Here is a 16211-nt window from a genome sequence, read left to right as displayed (position 1 = left end):
TCGGCTCACCTGGTTTCAAGGGGAGCAACACAATGATCAAACGCAATCTGCTGGTGATGGGCCTCGCCGTTCTGCTGAGCGCCTGCGGTTTCCAGTTGCGTGGTACCGGCACCAACGAACTGTCGATCAAGGAAATCGACCTGAGCGCGCGTAACGCTTATGGCGAAACCGTAAGACAGCTGCGTCAGACGCTGGAGTCCAGCGGCGTCAAGGTTTACAGCGGCGCGCCGTACAAGCTGTATCTGGCTGACGAGCAGGAAAGCCAGCGCATCCTCAGCTATGCCGGTGCCGGGCGCACAGGCGAGTATCAGGTCAACACTGTGCTGAGCTATGACATCCGCGGCGACAAAGACCTGTCCCTGCTTAGCGATAAGCTCGAAGTGCAGAAGGTGTTCATTCACGACGGCAACAACCTCGTCGGCTCCGATCAGGAAGCCAACGACGCCCGTCATGAAATCCGTCGCGAGCTGGTGCAGCGCATGATGCTGCGCCTGTCGCAGCTGACCCCGGGCCAGTTGCAGCAACTGCAGCAAACCGCCAACGACCGCGCCAAGGCTGAAGCCGATGCGCTGGAAGCGGCGCAGAAGGCTGAGGCGGAAACTCCGCGTCAGTCGCCGCTCGAAATCCCGCAGCAGTAAGACGGCCGGGGCGCTCAGGCGCCCCGCTCGCCCTTTCTTATGAAGCTCGCTCCCGCGCAACTCGGCAAACACCTGCAAGGCGCACTTGCGCCGGTCTACATCATCAGCGGCGATGATCCGTTGCTGTGTCAGGAAGCCGCCGACGCCATCCGCACCGCTGCTCGCCAGCAAGGTTTCGACGAACGTCAGGTCTTCGCCGCCGACGCCAATTTCGATTGGGGTACGTTGCTGCAGGCCGGCGCAAGCATGTCGCTGTTCGCCGAAAAACGCCTGTTGGAACTGCGCCTGCCGTCCGGTAAGCCTGGCGATAAAGGCGCCGCCGCGCTGATCGAATATTGCTCACGTCCTGCGGAAGACACGGTTCTGCTGATCAGCTTGCCGAAGCTCGATGGCAGCGCGCAGAAAACCAAGTGGGGCAAGGCGCTGGTCGAAGGCCAACAGACCCAGTTTGTGCAGATCTGGCCGGTGGATGCCAATCAACTGCCGAGCTGGATTCGTCAGCGCCTGTCCCAGGCAGGTCTGTCGGCCAGTCAGGACGCCGTCGAATTGATTGCCGCGCGTGTCGAAGGCAACCTGCTCGCCGCCGCACAGGAAATCGAAAAGCTCAAGTTGATGGCCGAAGGTGGGCAGATCACCGTCGAAACCGTGCAGGCCGCCGTGGCCGACAGTGCCCGGTTTGACGTGTTCGGCCTGACCGACGCGGTGCTCAACGGCGAACCGGCGCACGCGTTGCGCATGCTTGAGGGCCTGCGCGGCGAAGGCGTCGAGCCGCCAGTGATTCTCTGGGCATTGGCGCGGGAGTTGCGCCTGCTGGCCAACATCTCCCTGCAATACAGCCAGGGCACGCCACTGGACAAATGCTTCAGCCAGTCGAAACCGCCGGTCTGGGACAAGCGCAAGCCGCTGATGAGCAAGGCGCTGCAACGTTACTCGGCGCAACGCTGGGCACAGTTGCTGCTCGAAGCGCAGCGCATCGATGCGCAGATCAAGGGCCAGGCGGCGGGTTCACCGTGGATGAGCCTGAGTCGGTTGGCGCTGTTGATGGCTGGCCAGCGATTGTCTTTGCCTGCCGAATAAGGCAGTCGACCGCGTAGCGTCCATTCGCGAGCAGGCTCGCTCCCACAGCTGACCGCGTACCAATGTGGGAGCGAGCCTGCTCGCGAAAGCGCCAGAATATTCCTACGCATGAGCTACTGGACAGATGCGCCACATCGGCAGATTATTCCCGGCGCAAAACCCACCACGCCGAGAGAACCCTCATGAGCAAAAAGCCAGCAAAGCATGGCCCCAACAAGGCCAAATCCATCGTCGCCCAGCCCTTGTTCCGCAGCCGCCAGGAACGACCTTCCAAGGGCAAAGGCAGCTACCGCCGCGAAGCCTTCCGGTCTGACAACCGGGAGGCTTTTTACTTTCTGGCTGCCTGAAGCGCACTACCCCTCGCTCATGTTAAGGTCTGCACCTGATTCGTTTCCCCTGGAACTGTGCATGCCCACAAGTCTTTCCCGTCGTTGGCCCGTGCGCCAATTGATCGCTGCCTCCAGCTTCATCCTGCTTGTCGCCTGCGCGGAAAAACCCACCGCCGCCGATGCACAACCGCTTCAAGCCGCCCCGGTCACCACGGCCCCAGCGATCATTCCGCCGGTAGTGCCGTCCGCCGACCCGCTCGATATTCAACCGACCCAGACCTTTGCCGAATGGCAGGCGGGTTTCCGCAAGGACGCCCTCGCCGCCGGGATTCGCCCCGAGCTGTTCGATCAGGCATTTGCCAATATCAGCTTCGACGCCAGCGTGATTCGCGCCGATCGCAGTCAGCCGGAGTTTTCCCGCCCGGTGTGGGAATACCTCGACGGCGCACTGTCACCGCTGCGCGTACGCAAAGGCCAGGCGTTGATCATCCAGTACGCCGACATTCTGCAAAGCATCGAGCAGCGCTATGGCGTTGATCGCCAGGCGCTGGTGTCGGTGTGGGGCATGGAAAGCAATTTCGGCCAGTTCCAGGGCAGCAAGTCGGTGATCAATTCGCTGGCCACACTCGCCTACGAGGGGCGTCGTCCGGGCTTTGCTCACGCGCAACTGATTGCCGCCCTGCAGATTCTGCAACAGGGCGATATCACCCCGGAGAAGATGCTCGGTTCCTGGGCCGGCGCGATGGGCCAGACCCAATTCATTCCGACCACCTACAACACCCACGCCGTGGACTTTGACGGTGACGGCCGCCGCGACATCTGGGGCAGCCCGGCCGACGCGTTGGCTTCGACTGCGCATTACCTGCAAAGCTCGGGCTGGCAACGCGGCCAGCCGTGGGGTTTCGAAGTGCAATTGCCGAGCGGCTTCAACTACACCCTGGCCGATGGCGCGATTCGCAAAAGCGTCGCCGAATGGCGGCAACTGGGTGTGAACCTGCCCAATGGTGCGCAGGTGCCAGCCGGCTCCGAACAACTGTCCGCTGCCCTGCTGCTGCCAGCCGGTTATCGCGGCCCGGCGTTTCTGATCCTCGACAACTTCCGGGCGATTCTCAAGTACAACAATTCGTCGTCGTATGCGCTGGCGGTGAGCCTGTTGTCCGAGCGTTTCGAAGGCGCGGGCCTGATCAATGGCAGTTGGCCCAAAGATGATCTGCCGCTGAGCCGCACCGAACGCATCGAACTGCAGACGCTATTGAGCGCGCGTAATTACGACGCTGGCACGGCGGACGGGATTATCGGCGCCAATACGCGCAAAGCGATTCGCAGTGCCCAGCAGGCGCTGGGCTGGCCGGCGGATGGTTATCCGACGCACAAGTTGCTTGAGAGCCTGCGCGCCCAATAGAAAGACTGCCGTATGGCGGGTATCGCTTTCGCGAGCAGGCTCGCTCCCACAGTTGACCGTATTCCAATGTGGGAGCGAGCCTGCTCGCGAATACTGACTGTCAGGCAATAACCGTTTCAGCCTTGATTACCACATCCTGCTCCAGCAGCAACTCCTGCTTCCCTGCATCCAGGCGCACCAGCGCGCCCAACGGCAGTGTCAGGTTCGGGTCGCAATGGCCACTGCGCCAACCCGACAACACCGGAATTCGCAACGGCTCAAAGGTTTGCTTGAGCAGGCGATTCAGCGCGTTGACCTCCACCCCGGCGATATCACCGACCAGCACACCGCGCAGTCTGGCCAGCTTGCCGGCCAGACGCATCTGGGTCAGCAACCGATCAATCCGATACAGCGGCTCGTTGATGTCTTCGATAAACAGAATCACCCCTTCGACATCAATCTCGTAGGGCGTACCGAGGGTTGCAGCAATCATCGCCAGGTTGCCGCCGAGCAAACGCCCGTGAGCGATGCCCGGTTCGACGGTGGATAACGGATAAGCCGCTGGATGGCTCAGCACACTCCCTGACTTCATTTGCCCGCGCAGCATGGCGAAGAATGACGTGACGGTCGGCGGCTCCTTGTCGCCGAGCAGGTCGGCATTGAGCAGCGGCCCGTGAAAGGTCACAAACCCGGCGTAGCGACTGATGGCCAGATGCAGCGCGGTGATGTCGCTATAGCCGACAAACGGCTTGGCATGCCGGCTGAGCAGGTCGTAATCGATTCGGTCGAGCAGACGCGGCGTGCCGTAGCCGCCGCGCAGGCAAATGATCGCGTCGACTTCCGGGTCAGCGAACGCCGCGTGCAGATCGCGCAGGCGTACGTCGTCACTGCCAGCCAGATAGCCGTCCTTCTCATAGACACCCGGAAACACCTTCAGCCCATAGCCGCGCGCGCGCATCCACTGCAGCGCTTTTTCAGTGTCGAGGGCGCCGGGGCCGGCAGGCGCGATGACGCCAATCGTCCCTTCGGAGGGCAGTGCCGGTACGGGTCGGTGGGCAATCAGGGTGTGGCTCGGTCGAACGGTCATCCTTGGGCTCCAGCGGTAAAGTCATGCACACACAGTAGACAGCTCAAGAGGCAAACAAAAGCCCCTTGTCTCAGGCAAAAAAATGCCCGCCGAGGAACCGTCCTCGGCGGGCATTTTTACATCAGCAGTGAATCAGGAACCCAGCAGCTCGGCCTTGACCAGCTTCGCCTGCTCGTCGGCGTGGTACGAGGAACGTACCAGCGGGCCAGACGCAACGTTCTTGAAGCCCATCTTGTAACCTTCTTCGGCGAACCAGGCGAAGGTGTCCGGGTGCACGAAACGCTGCACCGGCAAGTGGCTGCGCGACGGTTGCAGGTATTGACCGAGGGTCAGCATGTCGATGTCGTGTTCGCGCATGCGCTTCATGACTTCGATGACTTCTTCGTCAGTCTCGCCCAGACCCAGCATCAGGCCGGATTTGGTCGGGATATGCGGCATCATCTGCTTGAAGCGTTGCAGCAGGGTCAGCGACCACTGATAGTCCGAACCCGGACGCGCAGCCTTGTACAGGCGCGGCACGGTTTCCAGGTTGTGGTTGAACACATCCGGCGGCTCGGCGGCGGTGATTTCCAGGGCGATGTCCATGCGGCCACGGTAGTCCGGGACCAGGGTCTCGAGCTGCACGTTCGGCGACAGCTTGCGGATTTCGCGGATGCAGTCGGCAAAGTGCTGGGCACCGCCGTCACGCAGGTCGTCACGGTCAACCGAGGTGATCACCACGTATTTGAGCTTGAGGTCGGCGATGGCGATGGCCAGGCTTTCCGGCTCGTTGACGTCCAGTGGCTTCGGACGACCGTGGCCAACGTCGCAGAACGGGCAACGACGGGTGCAGATATCGCCCATGATCATGAAGGTCGCAGTACCGCCGGAGAAGCATTCGCCGAGGTTCGGGCAGGACGCTTCTTCGCAGACACTGTGCAGCTTGTGCTTGCGCAGCAGGCTCTTGATGCGGTCGACTTCCGGCGAAACCGGGATGCGCACGCGGATCCAGTCGGGTTTCTTCGGCAGTTCGGTAGTCGGGATGATCTTGACCGGGATGCGTGCAACCTTCTCGGCGCCGCGCAGCTTGACGCCGGCTTCAACCTTGGGACGCGGGGCCGGGCGCTCGGTCACGTCGAGCGTCGGGATCATGGTTTGCACTGCATCAGTAGTCATATCAGTCGATTCCGCCCGTGAGGGTCGTCTGCTCAGCATAGTCGAGGTGTTTGACGAGCTGCGCGCGCAGCCGGGCACTTACCTCGGCAAATTCAATCGATCCTGCGTGATCGCTCAGCTGGGTCATGGCCAGCCCGGCGTAGCCGCAGGGATTAATCCGTCGAAACGGTTCCAGGTTCATATCCACGTTCAGGGCCAGGCCATGAAAGGAACAACCGTGGCGAATGCGCAAACCCAGAGAAGCGATTTTCGCTCCATCGACGTACACGCCGGGAGCATCTGGCTTGGCGGCGGCGCTAACGCCGTAGCTGGCCAGCAGTTCGATGAGGCAGGCTTCCATGCGGCTGACCAGATCGCGCACGCCGAAACCCAGCTTGCGCACATCCAGTAACAGATAGGCCACCAGTTGCCCGGGGCCATGATAAGTCACTTGGCCGCCACGATCGACCTGCACCACCGGAATATCTCCCGGCAGCAACAGATGCTCGGCCTTGCCGGCCTGGCCCTGGGTGAACACCGGCGGGTGTTCGACGAGCCAGATCTCGTCGGCTGCAGCATTGCCGCGTTCGTTGGTAAAGCGCTGCATGGCATGCCAGACCGGCTCGTAAGCCATCTGGCCCAGCTCGCGAAAGCCCAGCGTGCCGTGCATCACAACACCATGTGCACGATGCCGGAAGCCCGCAGTTCGCTGTTGATGTTGTACAGCTGATCCTGGTCGGTGGCGACGATGTGCAACTGGATGGTGGTGTACTTGCCGTTGCTGCTTTGACGCTCGTCGATGCGCTCATCATTGATGGTCGCGTGTTTCAGGACGATCGCGATGATCTTGTCCTTGTTGCCAACACCCGTATCACTGATCACCTTGATCGGATAATCGGTCTGGGGAAATTCGATCTTTGGCGCCTTTACTTCGGTATCGGTCATGGCGTAACGGCCTCTATAGCGCAAGCCGTGGTAACGCACATGGCCCCGCACCGGATCGGGGCGGGGCCATGCAGGTCAACACAAAATCAGTTGAACAAGCCGTAGAAGAATAGACGGATGCTATCCCACATGCGGCGGAAGATACCACCCTCCTCGACGCCATCCAGAGCGATCAGGTCGGCGCTGTGCACCACCTTGTTTTCCAGTTTGACTTCGACTTTACCGATCACGTCGCCCTTGGCGATTGGCGCAACCAGTTGCGGGTTCATGGTCATGCTGGCAGCGAGCTTCTTCAGCTGGCCTTTTGGCAGAGTCATGGTCAGGTCTTGCGCCAGACCGGCCTTGACCTGGCTGGTGGTGCCTTTCCATACCGGCGCCTGCGCCAGTTCAGTGCCCTTCTGGTAGAAGGTCTGGGTTTCGAAGAAGCGGAAACCATAGGTCAGCAACTTCTGGGTTTCAGCGGCGCGAGCCACTTCGCTGTTGGTACCGAACACCACGGCGATCAGGCGCTGGCCATCACGTACAGCCGAGGACACCATGCAGTAGCCGGCTTCATCGGTGTGGCCGGTTTTCAGACCGTCAACGGTCTTGTCGCGCCACAGCAGCAGATTGCGGTTAGGCTGCTTGATGCCGTTCCAGAAGAACTCTTTCTGCGAGTAGATCGCATAGTGAGCCGGGTCTTCGTGGATGATCGCACGGGCCAGGATCGCCATGTCGTGCGCCGACGAGTAGTGCTCAGGGTTTGGCAGGCCGGTCGGGTTCATGAAGTGGGTATTGGTCATGCCCAGTTCGGTGACGGTCTTGTTCATCAGATCGGCGAACGCGTCTTCGCTGCCGGCGATGTGCTCGGCCAGGGCGACGCTGGCGTCGTTACCGGACTGGATGATGATGCCGTGCAGCAGGTCGCTGACAGTCACCTGCGAACCGACCTTGATGAACATCCGCGAACCGCCGGTGCGCCAGGCGTTTTCGCTGACGGTCACCGGATCGTTTTCACCGATCTGACCGCGACGGATTTCCAGGGTTGCGATGTACGCGGTCATCAGCTTGGTCAGGCTGGCCGGTGGCAGACGCTGGTCGCCGTTGTTTTCGACCAGCACGTTGCCGCTGCTGGCGTCCATCAGAACATAGGCCTTGGCGGCCAGTTGTGGTGGCGACGGCATCATCTCGGCCGCGAAGGCGGCTGGCGAGAGGAGCAGCGGGACTAGCAGACACAGGCGTTTGGCAAAGGTGGTGATGTTCATCCGTCTCTCGAAATCGCTAATGGAAACTTGCCCGAAGGCAAAACTTATTCAGACAGCCTTCTAACGGGCCATCGCGTGTTCAGTTGCTCACTCCAGTCACCCTTGCCGGGCTTTTGTTCTTCGACGAGCCAACAACCTGGTTCACCCCCCGAATACCGCAAGTGAACCGTCAATCAAGGTCTACGTGTTACTCGGTGACCACGCTGGGCGAACCCAGATTGGCCAGCCGCACACTGTTCTGCACCTGGGCGATCTCACCCGGCGAGCCGATCGGCCCCAGGCGTACCCGGTGCAGGGTCTGCTGATTGCGCACGATCGAGCTGATGAACACCGGCGCGCTCACCATCCCGCTGAGCTTCGACCTCAGCAGCTCGGCAGCGTCCGGGTTGGCGAACGCGCCCACCTGCAGATACTGGCCAGACGCTGGTGCAGAAGCGTTTTTTTTTGCATCGATCTGCACGGGCACCACGGCCGCGGCGTGTTGCTGCGGCGGCGGCGTCCATTGCTCGACGGTACCGGCCGACGCGGTGATGACCGGGGCGCTATTCTGCGCCACTTGCGGCTCATTGAGCATCAGCGGCGCCGGACGGCCCTTGGCCGCCCACCACTGCTGCGGATCGATGCCTTCGACCTTGACCCGTGCGGTGCCGGTTTCGGCATAGCCAAGCTTCTTCGCCGCAGCATAAGACAAGTCAATGATTCGATCGGAGTAGAACGGCCCACGGTCGTTGACGCGCAGGATCACCGTTTTGTTGTTGTCCAGGTTGGTCACCCGGACGTAACTTGGCAGCGGCAAGGTCTTGTGCGCGGCACTCATGCCGTACAGGTCATACACTTCGCCGTTGGCGGTGTTCTGGCCATGGAACTTGGTGCCGTACCAGGACGCCGTACCCGAAGCCACGTAGGTCTTGGATTCCTGCAACGGAAAGTAGGTCTTGCCCAGCACGGTGTACGGATTGGCCTTGTACGGGCCGGTGTGCAGGGTCGGTGTCGCATCCGGGATGCGCGAAACATCGACATCCCACCAAGGCGCGCCGTCTTTGTGCGCGCGGTTGATGTCCAGGCCCGGTTGGGCGCGGACAGCGGTGGACGGGGTTTTCTGCGTCGGCGTGCGGCTGGTCGTGCAACTGGCGACCAGGACTGCCAACGCAGCGAAAGCCACCAGCTTCAGGGGTTTATTGTTAGGCAATGCCTGCATTACTTGACGCCCCGTGCTTGTACCAGCTGTTCAGACAGTTGATGTACGGCCATGGCGTACATCACGCTGCGGTTATAACGCGTGATCGCGTAGAAATTCTGCAGGCCCATCCAGTATTCAGGGCCGTTGTCGCCTTCGAGGCGAAATGCGGTAACCGGCATATCATCGCGCAGCGCATCATGACTTGACCAGCCCAGCGCCCGCAACTCTGCGACCGTTTTCACCGGTTCGATACCAGTAGTCAGGCCTTCATCAACCTGCTCGCCGCGCACATCGGCGCGGCTGACCACCGGTTCGCCGGCGACCCAGCCATGACGCTTGAAGTAGCTGGCGACGCTGCCAATGGCATCGTCCGGGTTGTTCCAGATATTGATGTGGCCGTCACCGTCGAAATCCACCGCGTAGGCGCGAAAGCTGCTCGGCATGAACTGCGGCAGGCCCATGGCCCCGGCGTACGAGCCTTTCAGGGTCAGCGGGTCGACCTGCTCTTCGCGGGCCAGCAGCAGGAACTCACGCAGTTCCTTGCGGAAAAATTCGGCACGGGGAGGATAGTCGAAGCCGAGGGTCGATAATGCGTCGATCACCCGAAAATTACCGGTATTACGTCCGAAAAAGGTCTCGACGCCGATGATCGACACGATCACTTGTGCCGGCACGCCGTATTCCTGCTCGGCACGGGCCAGGGTCGCCTCGTGCTGACGCCAGAAGTCGACACCACGGGCGATGCGCGCGTCGGTGATGAACATCGGACGATATTCGTTCCACTGCTTGACCCGTTCGGCGGGTCTGGAGATGGCGTCGAGAATCGACTGCTTGCGTTGCGCCTCGCGGAACACACCCATCAGTTGTTCACCGGCGAAACCGTAGTCGCGGGTCATTTCGCCGACGAATTCGGCCACCTGCGGCGAGCCTTCATAGTCGCCGGCCAGCGCTTCCTGCACGCTCCCCAGCAGGCCCACCAGGCCAACCAGCGGCGCGCATCGAGTCGCCCAGCCACGCATTACTTGCATTGCACTCTTCACCTTATTCAAACCTGTGCGATCCACTTGCGATGGGTATGGATCGACATCAAAACCCCAAACGCTGACAGCAGCGTCACCAGCGAAGTTCCTCCGTAGCTAATGAACGGCAACGGCACCCCCACGACCGGTAACAGGCCACTGACCATACCGATGTTGACGAAAACGTAAACAAAAAAAGTCATGGTCAACGCGCCGGCGAGCAATTTGCCGAACAGCGTTTGCGCCTGAGCGGTGATCACCAGCCCGCGACCGATCAACAACAGATAGATCAGCAGCAGCGCGCAAATCCCCACCAGACCGAACTCTTCGCCAAGCACAGCAATGATGAAGTCGGTGTGGCTTTCCGGGAGAAAGTCCAGGTGTGACTGGGTGCCGAGCAGCCAGCCTTTGCCAAATACGCCACCGGAGCCGATCGCGGCTTTCGACTGGATGATGTTCCAGCCGGTGCCGAGCGGATCGCTTTCCGGGTCGAGGAAAGTCAGGACACGCTGCTTCTGATAGTCGTGCATGACGAAGAACCACATCGCCACCGACACCGGCACCGCCGCCGCCAATACGCTGAGAATCCAGCGCCAGCGCAGGCCGCCCATGAACAGGACGAAGGCGCCACCGGCGAGAATCAGCAGCGAGGTACCCAGATCCGGCTGGCGCACGATCAGAATGAACGGCACGCCGATCAGCATCAGGCTGATGCCGACGTGCTTGAGCTGCGGCGGCAAGGTGCGTTTGGACAGATACCAGGCGATGGTCGCCGGCATCAGGATCTTCATGAATTCCGAGGGCTGGAAGCGGATCACCCCGGGGATGTTGATCCAGCGCGTGGCGCCCATGGCGTTGTGGCCCATGATGTCGACGACGATCAGCAATATCACGCCGATCACGTAACCGAGCGGCACCCAGCGCGCCATGAAACGCGGTTCGAACTGGGCGATGACGATCATTGCCACCAGACCGATGCCGAAAGATGTGGCCTGCTTGCCGAGCAGATCCCAGCTCTTGCCGCTGGCCGAATACAGCACGAACAGGCTGCCGGCGGCGAGTATCAGCAGCAGGATCAACAGCGGGCCATCGATATGCAGTCTTTGCAGCAACGTCGCGCGGCGACGCATCACATCCTCGCTGGAGAGCATGCGATCGAAGTTATTCATCACGGGCCGGGGCCTCCGCAGTGATAGGGCTGGCGTACTCGGCTTTCAGGTGGCCGTCCTGGTCGAGCAACCAGGCGTCCATGACCTGGCGCACCACGGGCGCGGCAACGCCGGAACCAGACTCACCGTTCTCGACCATCACCGACACGACGATTTTCGGATCATCGGCCGGGGCGAAGCCGACAAACAACGCGTGGTCGCGGTGGCGTTCCTGGACCTTGGAGCGGTCGTATTTCTCGCCCTGCTTGATCGCCACCACCTGCGCGGTACCGGACTTGCCGGCGATGCGGTATTGCGCGCCGATCGCCGCTTTGCGCGCGGTACCACGGGCACCGTGCATCACCTGCTGCATGCCATGGTTGACCTTGTTCCAGTCGGACGGGTCACGCAGGATGATGTTCGGCATCGGGTTTTCATCCACCGGTTTGACCCCGTCGAGGGACTTGGCCAGATGCGGACGGTTCCAGATGCCCTTGTTGGCCACCAGCGCCGTGGCCTGGGCCAGTTGCAGCGGCGTCGACTGCATGTAGCCCTGGCCGATCCCGAGAATCAGGGTTTCGCCGGGGAACCACGCCTGCTTGCGCGTCGCCCGTTTCCATTCGCGGGACGGCATCAGGCCCGGGGACTCTTCGAACATGTCCAGCGAGACCTTCTGGCCGATGCCGAACTTGTTCATATAGGTCGACAGCCGATCGATGCCGAGCTTGTGCGCCAGGTCATAGAAGTAGGTGTCGTTGGAACGCATGATCGCCGTGTCGAGGTCGACGAAGCCGTCACCAGTGCGATTCCAGTTGCGATACTTGTGGTCGTAGTTGGGCAGCATGTAATAGCCCGGGTCGAACACCCGGCTCGAAGCCGTGACTACGCCAGCGTCGAGACCGGCAATTGCCACCGCCGGTTTGATCGTCGAGCCCGGCGGGTACAGACCGCGCAGCACGCGGTTGAACAACGGCCGGTCGATGGAATCGCGCAACTCGGCGTAGGCCTTGAAGCTGATACCGGTGACGAACAGGTTGGGGTCGAAACTCGGCTGACTGACCATCGCCAGCACTTCGCCGGTTTTCGGATCGAGCGCCACCACCGCGCCACGTCGCCCGCCCAGCGCGGCCTCGGCGGCTTCCTGCAACTTGATATCGAGGCTCAGGACGATGTCCTTGCCGGGAATCGGATCGGTGCGTTTGAGCACGCGCAATACGCGGCCACGGGCGTTGGTCTCGACTTCCTCGTAACCGACCTGACCGTGCAATTCCGGCTCGTAGAAACGCTCGATGCCGGTCTTGCCGATGTGGTGGGTGCCGCTGTAGTTGACCGGATCCAGCGACTTCAGCTCTTTCTCGTTGATCCGCCCCATGTAGCCCACCGAGTGGGCAAAATGCGCGCCCTGCGGGTAATGCCGGACCAGTTGCGCGACCACTTCCACCCCGGGCAAGCGGAACTGGTTCACCGCAATGCGGGCGATCTGCTCTTCGGTCAGCTCGAACAGGATCGGCACCGGCTCGAACGGCCGACGGCCCTGACGCATGCGTTTCTCGAAGATCACCCGGTCCTCGGGCGTCAGCTCCAGCACCTCGACGATGACGTCGAGCACCTGTTGCCAGTCGCCGGAGCGCTCGCGGGTCATGCTCAGGCTGAAGCTCGGCCGGTTGTCGGCCACGACCACGCCGTTGCGATCGAAAATCAGCCCGCGCGTCGGCGGAATCGGCTGCACGTGGACGCGGTTGTTTTCCGACAGGGTCGAGTGGTACTCGTACTGGATCACCTGCAGGTAATACAGACGCGCGATCAGCACACAGATCAGCGCCACGATCACGATCGCACCGAACACGACACGGCTGCGCACCAGACGGGCGTCCTTTTCGTGGTCCTTGATGCGGATCGGCTGAGACATGAGGGCAGGCTTACTTGTGGTAAGGGTGGCCGGACAACACGGTCCAGGCACGGTACAACTGTTCGCCGATCAGGATCCGCACCAGCGGGTGCGGCAAGGTCAGCGGCGACAACGACCAGCGCTGGTCAGCGCGGGCACAGACTTCCGGTGCCAGCCCTTCCGGGCCGCCGACCATGAAGTTGACCGTGCGCGAATCTAGGCGCCAGCGATCGAGTTCGACCGCCAGTTGCTCGGTGCTCCACGGCTTGCCGTGAACCTCCAGCGTGACGATCCGCTCGTTGTGCCCGACCTTGGCCAGCATGGCTTCGCCTTCCTGGCGGATGAAACGGGCCACGTCGGCATTCTTGCCACGGGTATTGAGCGGAATTTCCACCAGTTCCAGCGCCAGCTCGGACGGAAGACGCTTGGCATATTCATGCCAGCCTTCTTCCACCCACTTGGGCATGCGTGAACCGACGGCGATCAGGCGCAGTCGCACAGCAATCCCTTAGAACTGGTCTTTGTTGAGCTTGGTGAAATGCTCGTGGGTGTTTTCCGGGCTGTGGTGCTTGGCATCGGCCGCACGGCTTTGCTCGGCACCGGCCCACAGGCGCTCCAGGTCGTAGAACTGACGCGCCGAGGCAGTCATCATGTGCACGATCACCAGATCGAGGTCGAGCAGTACCCAATCGCTGTCGCCCTTGCCTTCTTCGCCCAGCGGCTTGGCGCCCTGCTTTTTCACTTCCTCGCGGACCTTGTCGAGCATCGCGTTGATCTGGCGATTGGAGGTACCGGTGGCGATGATCATGTAGTCAGTGATGCTCTGCTTGTCGCGCACATCGATGATCTGGATGTCCTGGGCCTTGACGTCTTCCAGCGCGGCGACGGCAATCTTGACCAGTTCGTCGCCCTTGAGCGGCTCGTTGGTGTTGACGGCTTCCGGCAGTGGTGCGCTCTTGAACGTGCCTTTGCGCTTTACTTTCGGTAGATCTTTATCAGTCATATGTAACTCGTTTTGCTCATGTATTCGGCGGCTTGGGGATACGGTGATCCGTATCGGTGAAGCGCGCCTTGTTCAGTTCGACGCACGGTACAGACCGTGCGCATCGATGTAGGCCAGGACCGCGTCGGGCACCAGGAAACGTACCGACTTACCGCTGGCCAGCAGTTGACGGATCTGGGTGGCGGAAACCGCGAGCGGTGTCTGCCAGACGAATGCAATCTGTCCGCTCGGCCCTTTCAGGGCCAGCGGGTCGCTCACCGAACGCGCTGCCAGCAGGTTGCGCAAGGCATCCGGCGGTTCGCTGTCGGCGTCCGGGCGCTGTAGCACCAGGATGTGGCAATGCTGGAGCAACTCTTCCCAGCGGTGCCAAGTGGGCAGGCCGCAAAATGCGTCCCAGCCCAAAAGCAGAAAAACCTGGGTCTCGGCGGGCATCTCTGCGCGCAGCGACTCCAGGGTATCGATGGTCCAGGACGGTTTGTCCCGCTGCAATTCGCGGGCGTCCACCACCAACGGCGGCAATCCGGCCACCGCGCACTCGACCATCGCCAGCCGGTCCTGCGCCGACACCTGCGGCGTCCCGCGATGTGGCGGCCGCGCGTTCGGCATCAGGCGCAACTCGTCCAGCGTCAGCGCTTCGACAACTTCCAGCGCGCCACGCAAATGGCCGATGTGCACCGGGTCGAACGTACCGCCCAGCACGCCAATGCGTTGCGGGCGCGACTCGCTGCCGGTGTGCGGCGCTGTCAGGTCGAGGTAGGTCAAGTCAGACCGTCGCCTGGCCGCGCAACTGGCCATCGCCGACCACGATGTACTTCTCGCAGGTCAGCCCCTCAAGCCCGACCGGGCCGCGGGCGTGCAGCTTATCAGTAGAAATGCCGATCTCGGCACCCAATCCGTATTCAAATCCATCGGCAAAGCAGGTCGGCGTGTTGATCATCACCGAGGCCGAGTCGACTTCCGCCACGAACCGGCGGGTGTCAGCGAGGTTTTCGCTGACGATCGAGTCGGTGTGATGGGAGCCGTAATGGTTGATGTGTTCGATCGCCTGCTCCAGACCGTCGACCACGCGGATCGACAGAATCGGCGCCAGGTACTCGGTGTGCCAGTCGTCTTCGCTGGCCGCGACCGCTTCGATGATCGCCCGGGTGCGCTCGCAACCGCGCAGCTCGACGCCTTTTTCGCGGAACTGCGCGGCCATCGAAGGCAGGAAATCCCTGGCAACGGCCTGATCGACCAGCAGGGTTTCCATCGCGCCGCAGATGCCATAACGGTAGGTCTTGGCGTTGAAGGCGATGCTTTGGGCTTTGGCCAGATCGGCGTGTTCGCTGACATAAACGTGGCAGATGCCGTCCAGGTGCTTGATCACTGGCACGCGGGCATCACGGCTGATGCGTTCGATCAGGCCACGACCGCCACGGGGCACGATGACGTCGACGTATTCCGGCATGCTGATCAGCGCGCCGACGGCGGCACGGTCGGTGGTTTCCACCACTTGCACCACGGCGGCGGGCAGTTCGGCCTCGGCCAGACCGCGCTGAATGCACGCGGCAATCGCGCGATTGGAATGAATGGCCTCGGAGCCACCGCGCAGGATGGTCGCGTTGCCGGACTTCAGGCACAGACTGGCGGCATCGATGGTCACGTTCGGGCGGGATTCGTAAATGATCCCGATCACGCCCAGCGGTACGCGCATCTTGCCGACCTGAATACCCGACGGACGGAAGCTCATGTCGCGGATCGCGCCGACCGGATCCGCCAGTGCAGCGACCTGGCGCAAGCCGACGATCATGCCGTCGATGCGTGCCGGGGTCAGTTCCAGACGCTCCAGCAGCGCCGGCTCCAGACCGTTGGCGCGACCGGCAGCCAGATCCAGCTCATTGGCGGCGGCCAGCTCGGCGCGCGCAGCGTCCAGAGCATTGGCGGCAGCCTGCAAGGCGCGGTTTTTCTGCGCGGTGCTGGCGCGACCGATGACCCGGGAGGCAGCGCGGGCGGCGCGACCCAATCGGGTCATGTAGTCAAGAACGGACTCAGTCATGGTCTGCTGGGGTCTTGGCAAAGAGGAAAGCGGCAGATTATAGCTGCCGCGTCCCGGGACTAACAGCGGTGACGGGCGGATGGTCGAAATGAGCTGCGTTTGG

At 61.8% G+C, this 16211-nt stretch carries 17 protein-coding genes; 4 read left to right on the top strand and 13 right to left on the bottom strand.

Annotation, left to right across the window (positions count from 1 at the left end; translation table 11 throughout):
- Positions 1-32 precede the first annotated feature (32 nt).
- From lptE to J2Y39_RS23740, 4 genes are all read left to right on the top strand, one after another.
- Complete coding sequence (gene lptE, locus J2Y39_RS23755) at positions 33-638, top strand: LPS assembly lipoprotein LptE (RefSeq protein WP_073475660.1); 606 nt, start codon at positions 33-35, stop codon at positions 636-638.
- A 39-nt stretch (positions 639-677) separates the two neighbouring features.
- On the top strand, positions 678-1715 hold the full coding sequence (gene holA, locus J2Y39_RS23750) for a DNA polymerase III subunit delta (protein ID WP_041477726.1): 1038 nt from the start codon (positions 678-680) through the stop codon (positions 1713-1715).
- A gap of 182 nt (positions 1716-1897) precedes the next feature.
- On the top strand, positions 1898-2062 hold the full coding sequence (gene arfA, locus J2Y39_RS23745) for an alternative ribosome rescue factor ArfA (protein WP_095181898.1): 165 nt from the start codon (positions 1898-1900) through the stop codon (positions 2060-2062).
- Positions 2063-2123: 61 nt separating this feature from the next.
- A complete protein-coding gene (locus J2Y39_RS23740; protein WP_310220046.1) occupies positions 2124-3446 on the top strand; it encodes a lytic murein transglycosylase in 1323 nt (440 codons plus the stop codon).
- Between the two features lie 100 nt (positions 3447-3546).
- Here J2Y39_RS23740 and J2Y39_RS23735 read toward each other — a convergent pair whose 3' ends face one another.
- From J2Y39_RS23735 to J2Y39_RS23675, 13 genes are all read right to left on the bottom strand, one after another.
- Positions 3547-4512, bottom strand: coding sequence for an LD-carboxypeptidase (locus J2Y39_RS23735; protein WP_310220045.1), 966 nt, complete (start codon positions 4510-4512; stop codon positions 3547-3549).
- A 132-nt stretch (positions 4513-4644) separates the two neighbouring features.
- Positions 4645-5643 carry a lipoyl synthase gene (lipA, locus tag J2Y39_RS23730; RefSeq protein WP_160768663.1) on the bottom strand — a complete coding sequence of 333 codons (999 nt, stop codon included), beginning with the start codon at positions 5641-5643 and terminating at the stop codon, positions 4645-4647.
- Between the two features lie 25 nt (positions 5644-5668).
- A complete protein-coding gene (lipB, locus tag J2Y39_RS23725; RefSeq protein WP_076564273.1) occupies positions 5669-6316 on the bottom strand; it encodes a lipoyl(octanoyl) transferase LipB in 648 nt (215 codons plus the stop codon).
- A complete protein-coding gene (locus J2Y39_RS23720) occupies positions 6316-6591 on the bottom strand; it encodes a DUF493 domain-containing protein (protein WP_024014446.1) in 276 nt (91 codons plus the stop codon). Before J2Y39_RS23720 ends, lipB begins: the two co-directional genes overlap by 1 nt.
- Positions 6592-6677: 86 nt before the next feature.
- On the bottom strand, positions 6678-7835 hold the full coding sequence (locus tag J2Y39_RS23715) for a D-alanyl-D-alanine carboxypeptidase family protein (protein WP_310220043.1): 1158 nt from the start codon (positions 7833-7835) through the stop codon (positions 6678-6680).
- Positions 7836-8022: 187 nt separating this feature from the next.
- On the bottom strand, positions 8023-9033 hold the full coding sequence (locus J2Y39_RS23710) for a septal ring lytic transglycosylase RlpA family protein (RefSeq protein WP_016773027.1): 1011 nt from the start codon (positions 9031-9033) through the stop codon (positions 8023-8025).
- The gene (mltB, locus tag J2Y39_RS23705; protein WP_041477722.1) at positions 9033-10043 is read right to left on the bottom strand and encodes a lytic murein transglycosylase B; all 1011 of its coding nucleotides are present in this window, start codon (positions 10041-10043) and stop codon (positions 9033-9035) included. Before mltB ends, J2Y39_RS23710 begins: the two co-directional genes overlap by 1 nt.
- Positions 10044-10060: 17 nt before the next feature.
- Complete coding sequence (gene rodA, locus J2Y39_RS23700) at positions 10061-11164, bottom strand: rod shape-determining protein RodA (protein ID WP_050977864.1); 1104 nt, start codon at positions 11162-11164, stop codon at positions 10061-10063.
- A gap of 31 nt (positions 11165-11195) precedes the next feature.
- Entirely contained in the window at positions 11196-13091 is a 1896-nt protein-coding gene (mrdA, locus tag J2Y39_RS23695; RefSeq protein WP_041477721.1) for a penicillin-binding protein 2, read from the bottom strand.
- Positions 13092-13101: 10 nt separating this feature from the next.
- Positions 13102-13569 (bottom strand): 23S rRNA (pseudouridine(1915)-N(3))-methyltransferase RlmH, encoded by a 468-nt coding sequence (rlmH, locus tag J2Y39_RS23690; RefSeq protein ID WP_011063671.1) that lies wholly within the window; start codon positions 13567-13569, stop codon positions 13102-13104.
- A 9-nt stretch (positions 13570-13578) separates the two neighbouring features.
- A complete protein-coding gene (gene rsfS / locus J2Y39_RS23685) occupies positions 13579-14073 on the bottom strand; it encodes a ribosome silencing factor (protein ID WP_016773024.1) in 495 nt (164 codons plus the stop codon).
- A gap of 72 nt (positions 14074-14145) precedes the next feature.
- Positions 14146-14868 (bottom strand): nicotinate-nucleotide adenylyltransferase, encoded by a 723-nt coding sequence (nadD, locus tag J2Y39_RS23680; protein ID WP_310220041.1) that lies wholly within the window; start codon positions 14866-14868, stop codon positions 14146-14148.
- Positions 14837-16108 (bottom strand): glutamate-5-semialdehyde dehydrogenase, encoded by a 1272-nt coding sequence (locus J2Y39_RS23675; RefSeq protein ID WP_252868345.1) that lies wholly within the window; start codon positions 16106-16108, stop codon positions 14837-14839. The genes nadD and J2Y39_RS23675 overlap by 32 nt, the downstream gene beginning before the upstream one ends.
- Positions 16109-16211: the final 103 nt, after the last annotated feature.

Origin of the sequence: Pseudomonas sp. 2957, assembly GCF_031456345.1 — a bacterium.
GTDB classification, from domain to species: Bacteria; Pseudomonadota; Gammaproteobacteria; order Pseudomonadales; family Pseudomonadaceae; genus Aquipseudomonas; species Aquipseudomonas siliginis.
This window is presented reverse-complemented; position numbering and strand designations above follow the sequence as displayed.

Coding starts and splice junctions, on each gene's coding strand:
- lptE (WP_073475660.1), top strand. CDS start 33: ATGATCAAACGCAATCTGCTGGTGATGGGCCTCGCCGTTCTGCTGAGC.
- holA (WP_041477726.1), top strand. CDS start 678: ATGAAGCTCGCTCCCGCGCAACTCGGCAAACACCTGCAAGGCGCACTT.
- arfA (WP_095181898.1), top strand. CDS start 1,898: ATGAGCAAAAAGCCAGCAAAGCATGGCCCCAACAAGGCCAAATCCATC.
- J2Y39_RS23740 (WP_310220046.1), top strand. CDS start 2,124: ATGCCCACAAGTCTTTCCCGTCGTTGGCCCGTGCGCCAATTGATCGCT.
- J2Y39_RS23735 (WP_310220045.1), bottom strand. CDS start 4,512: ATGACCGTTCGACCGAGCCACACCCTGATTGCCCACCGACCCGTACCG.
- lipA (WP_160768663.1), bottom strand. CDS start 5,643: ATGATCCCGACGCTCGACGTGACCGAGCGCCCGGCCCCGCGTCCCAAG.
- lipB (WP_076564273.1), bottom strand. CDS start 6,316: ATGCACGGCACGCTGGGCTTTCGCGAGCTGGGCCAGATGGCTTACGAG.
- J2Y39_RS23720 (WP_024014446.1), bottom strand. CDS start 6,591: ATGACCGATACCGAAGTAAAGGCGCCAAAGATCGAATTTCCCCAGACC.
- J2Y39_RS23715 (WP_310220043.1), bottom strand. CDS start 7,835: ATGAACATCACCACCTTTGCCAAACGCCTGTGTCTGCTAGTCCCGCTG.
- J2Y39_RS23710 (WP_016773027.1), bottom strand. CDS start 9,033: ATGCAGGCATTGCCTAACAATAAACCCCTGAAGCTGGTGGCTTTCGCT.
- mltB (WP_041477722.1), bottom strand. CDS start 10,043: ATGCAAGTAATGCGTGGCTGGGCGACTCGATGCGCGCCGCTGGTTGGC.
- rodA (WP_050977864.1), bottom strand. CDS start 11,164: ATGCGTCGCCGCGCGACGTTGCTGCAAAGACTGCATATCGATGGCCCG.
- mrdA (WP_041477721.1), bottom strand. CDS start 13,091: ATGTCTCAGCCGATCCGCATCAAGGACCACGAAAAGGACGCCCGTCTG.
- rsfS (WP_016773024.1), bottom strand. CDS start 14,073: ATGACTGATAAAGATCTACCGAAAGTAAAGCGCAAAGGCACGTTCAAG.
- nadD (WP_310220041.1), bottom strand. CDS start 14,868: ATGGCCAGTTGCGCGGCCAGGCGACGGTCTGACTTGACCTACCTCGAC.
- J2Y39_RS23675 (WP_252868345.1), bottom strand. CDS start 16,108: ATGACTGAGTCCGTTCTTGACTACATGACCCGATTGGGTCGCGCCGCC.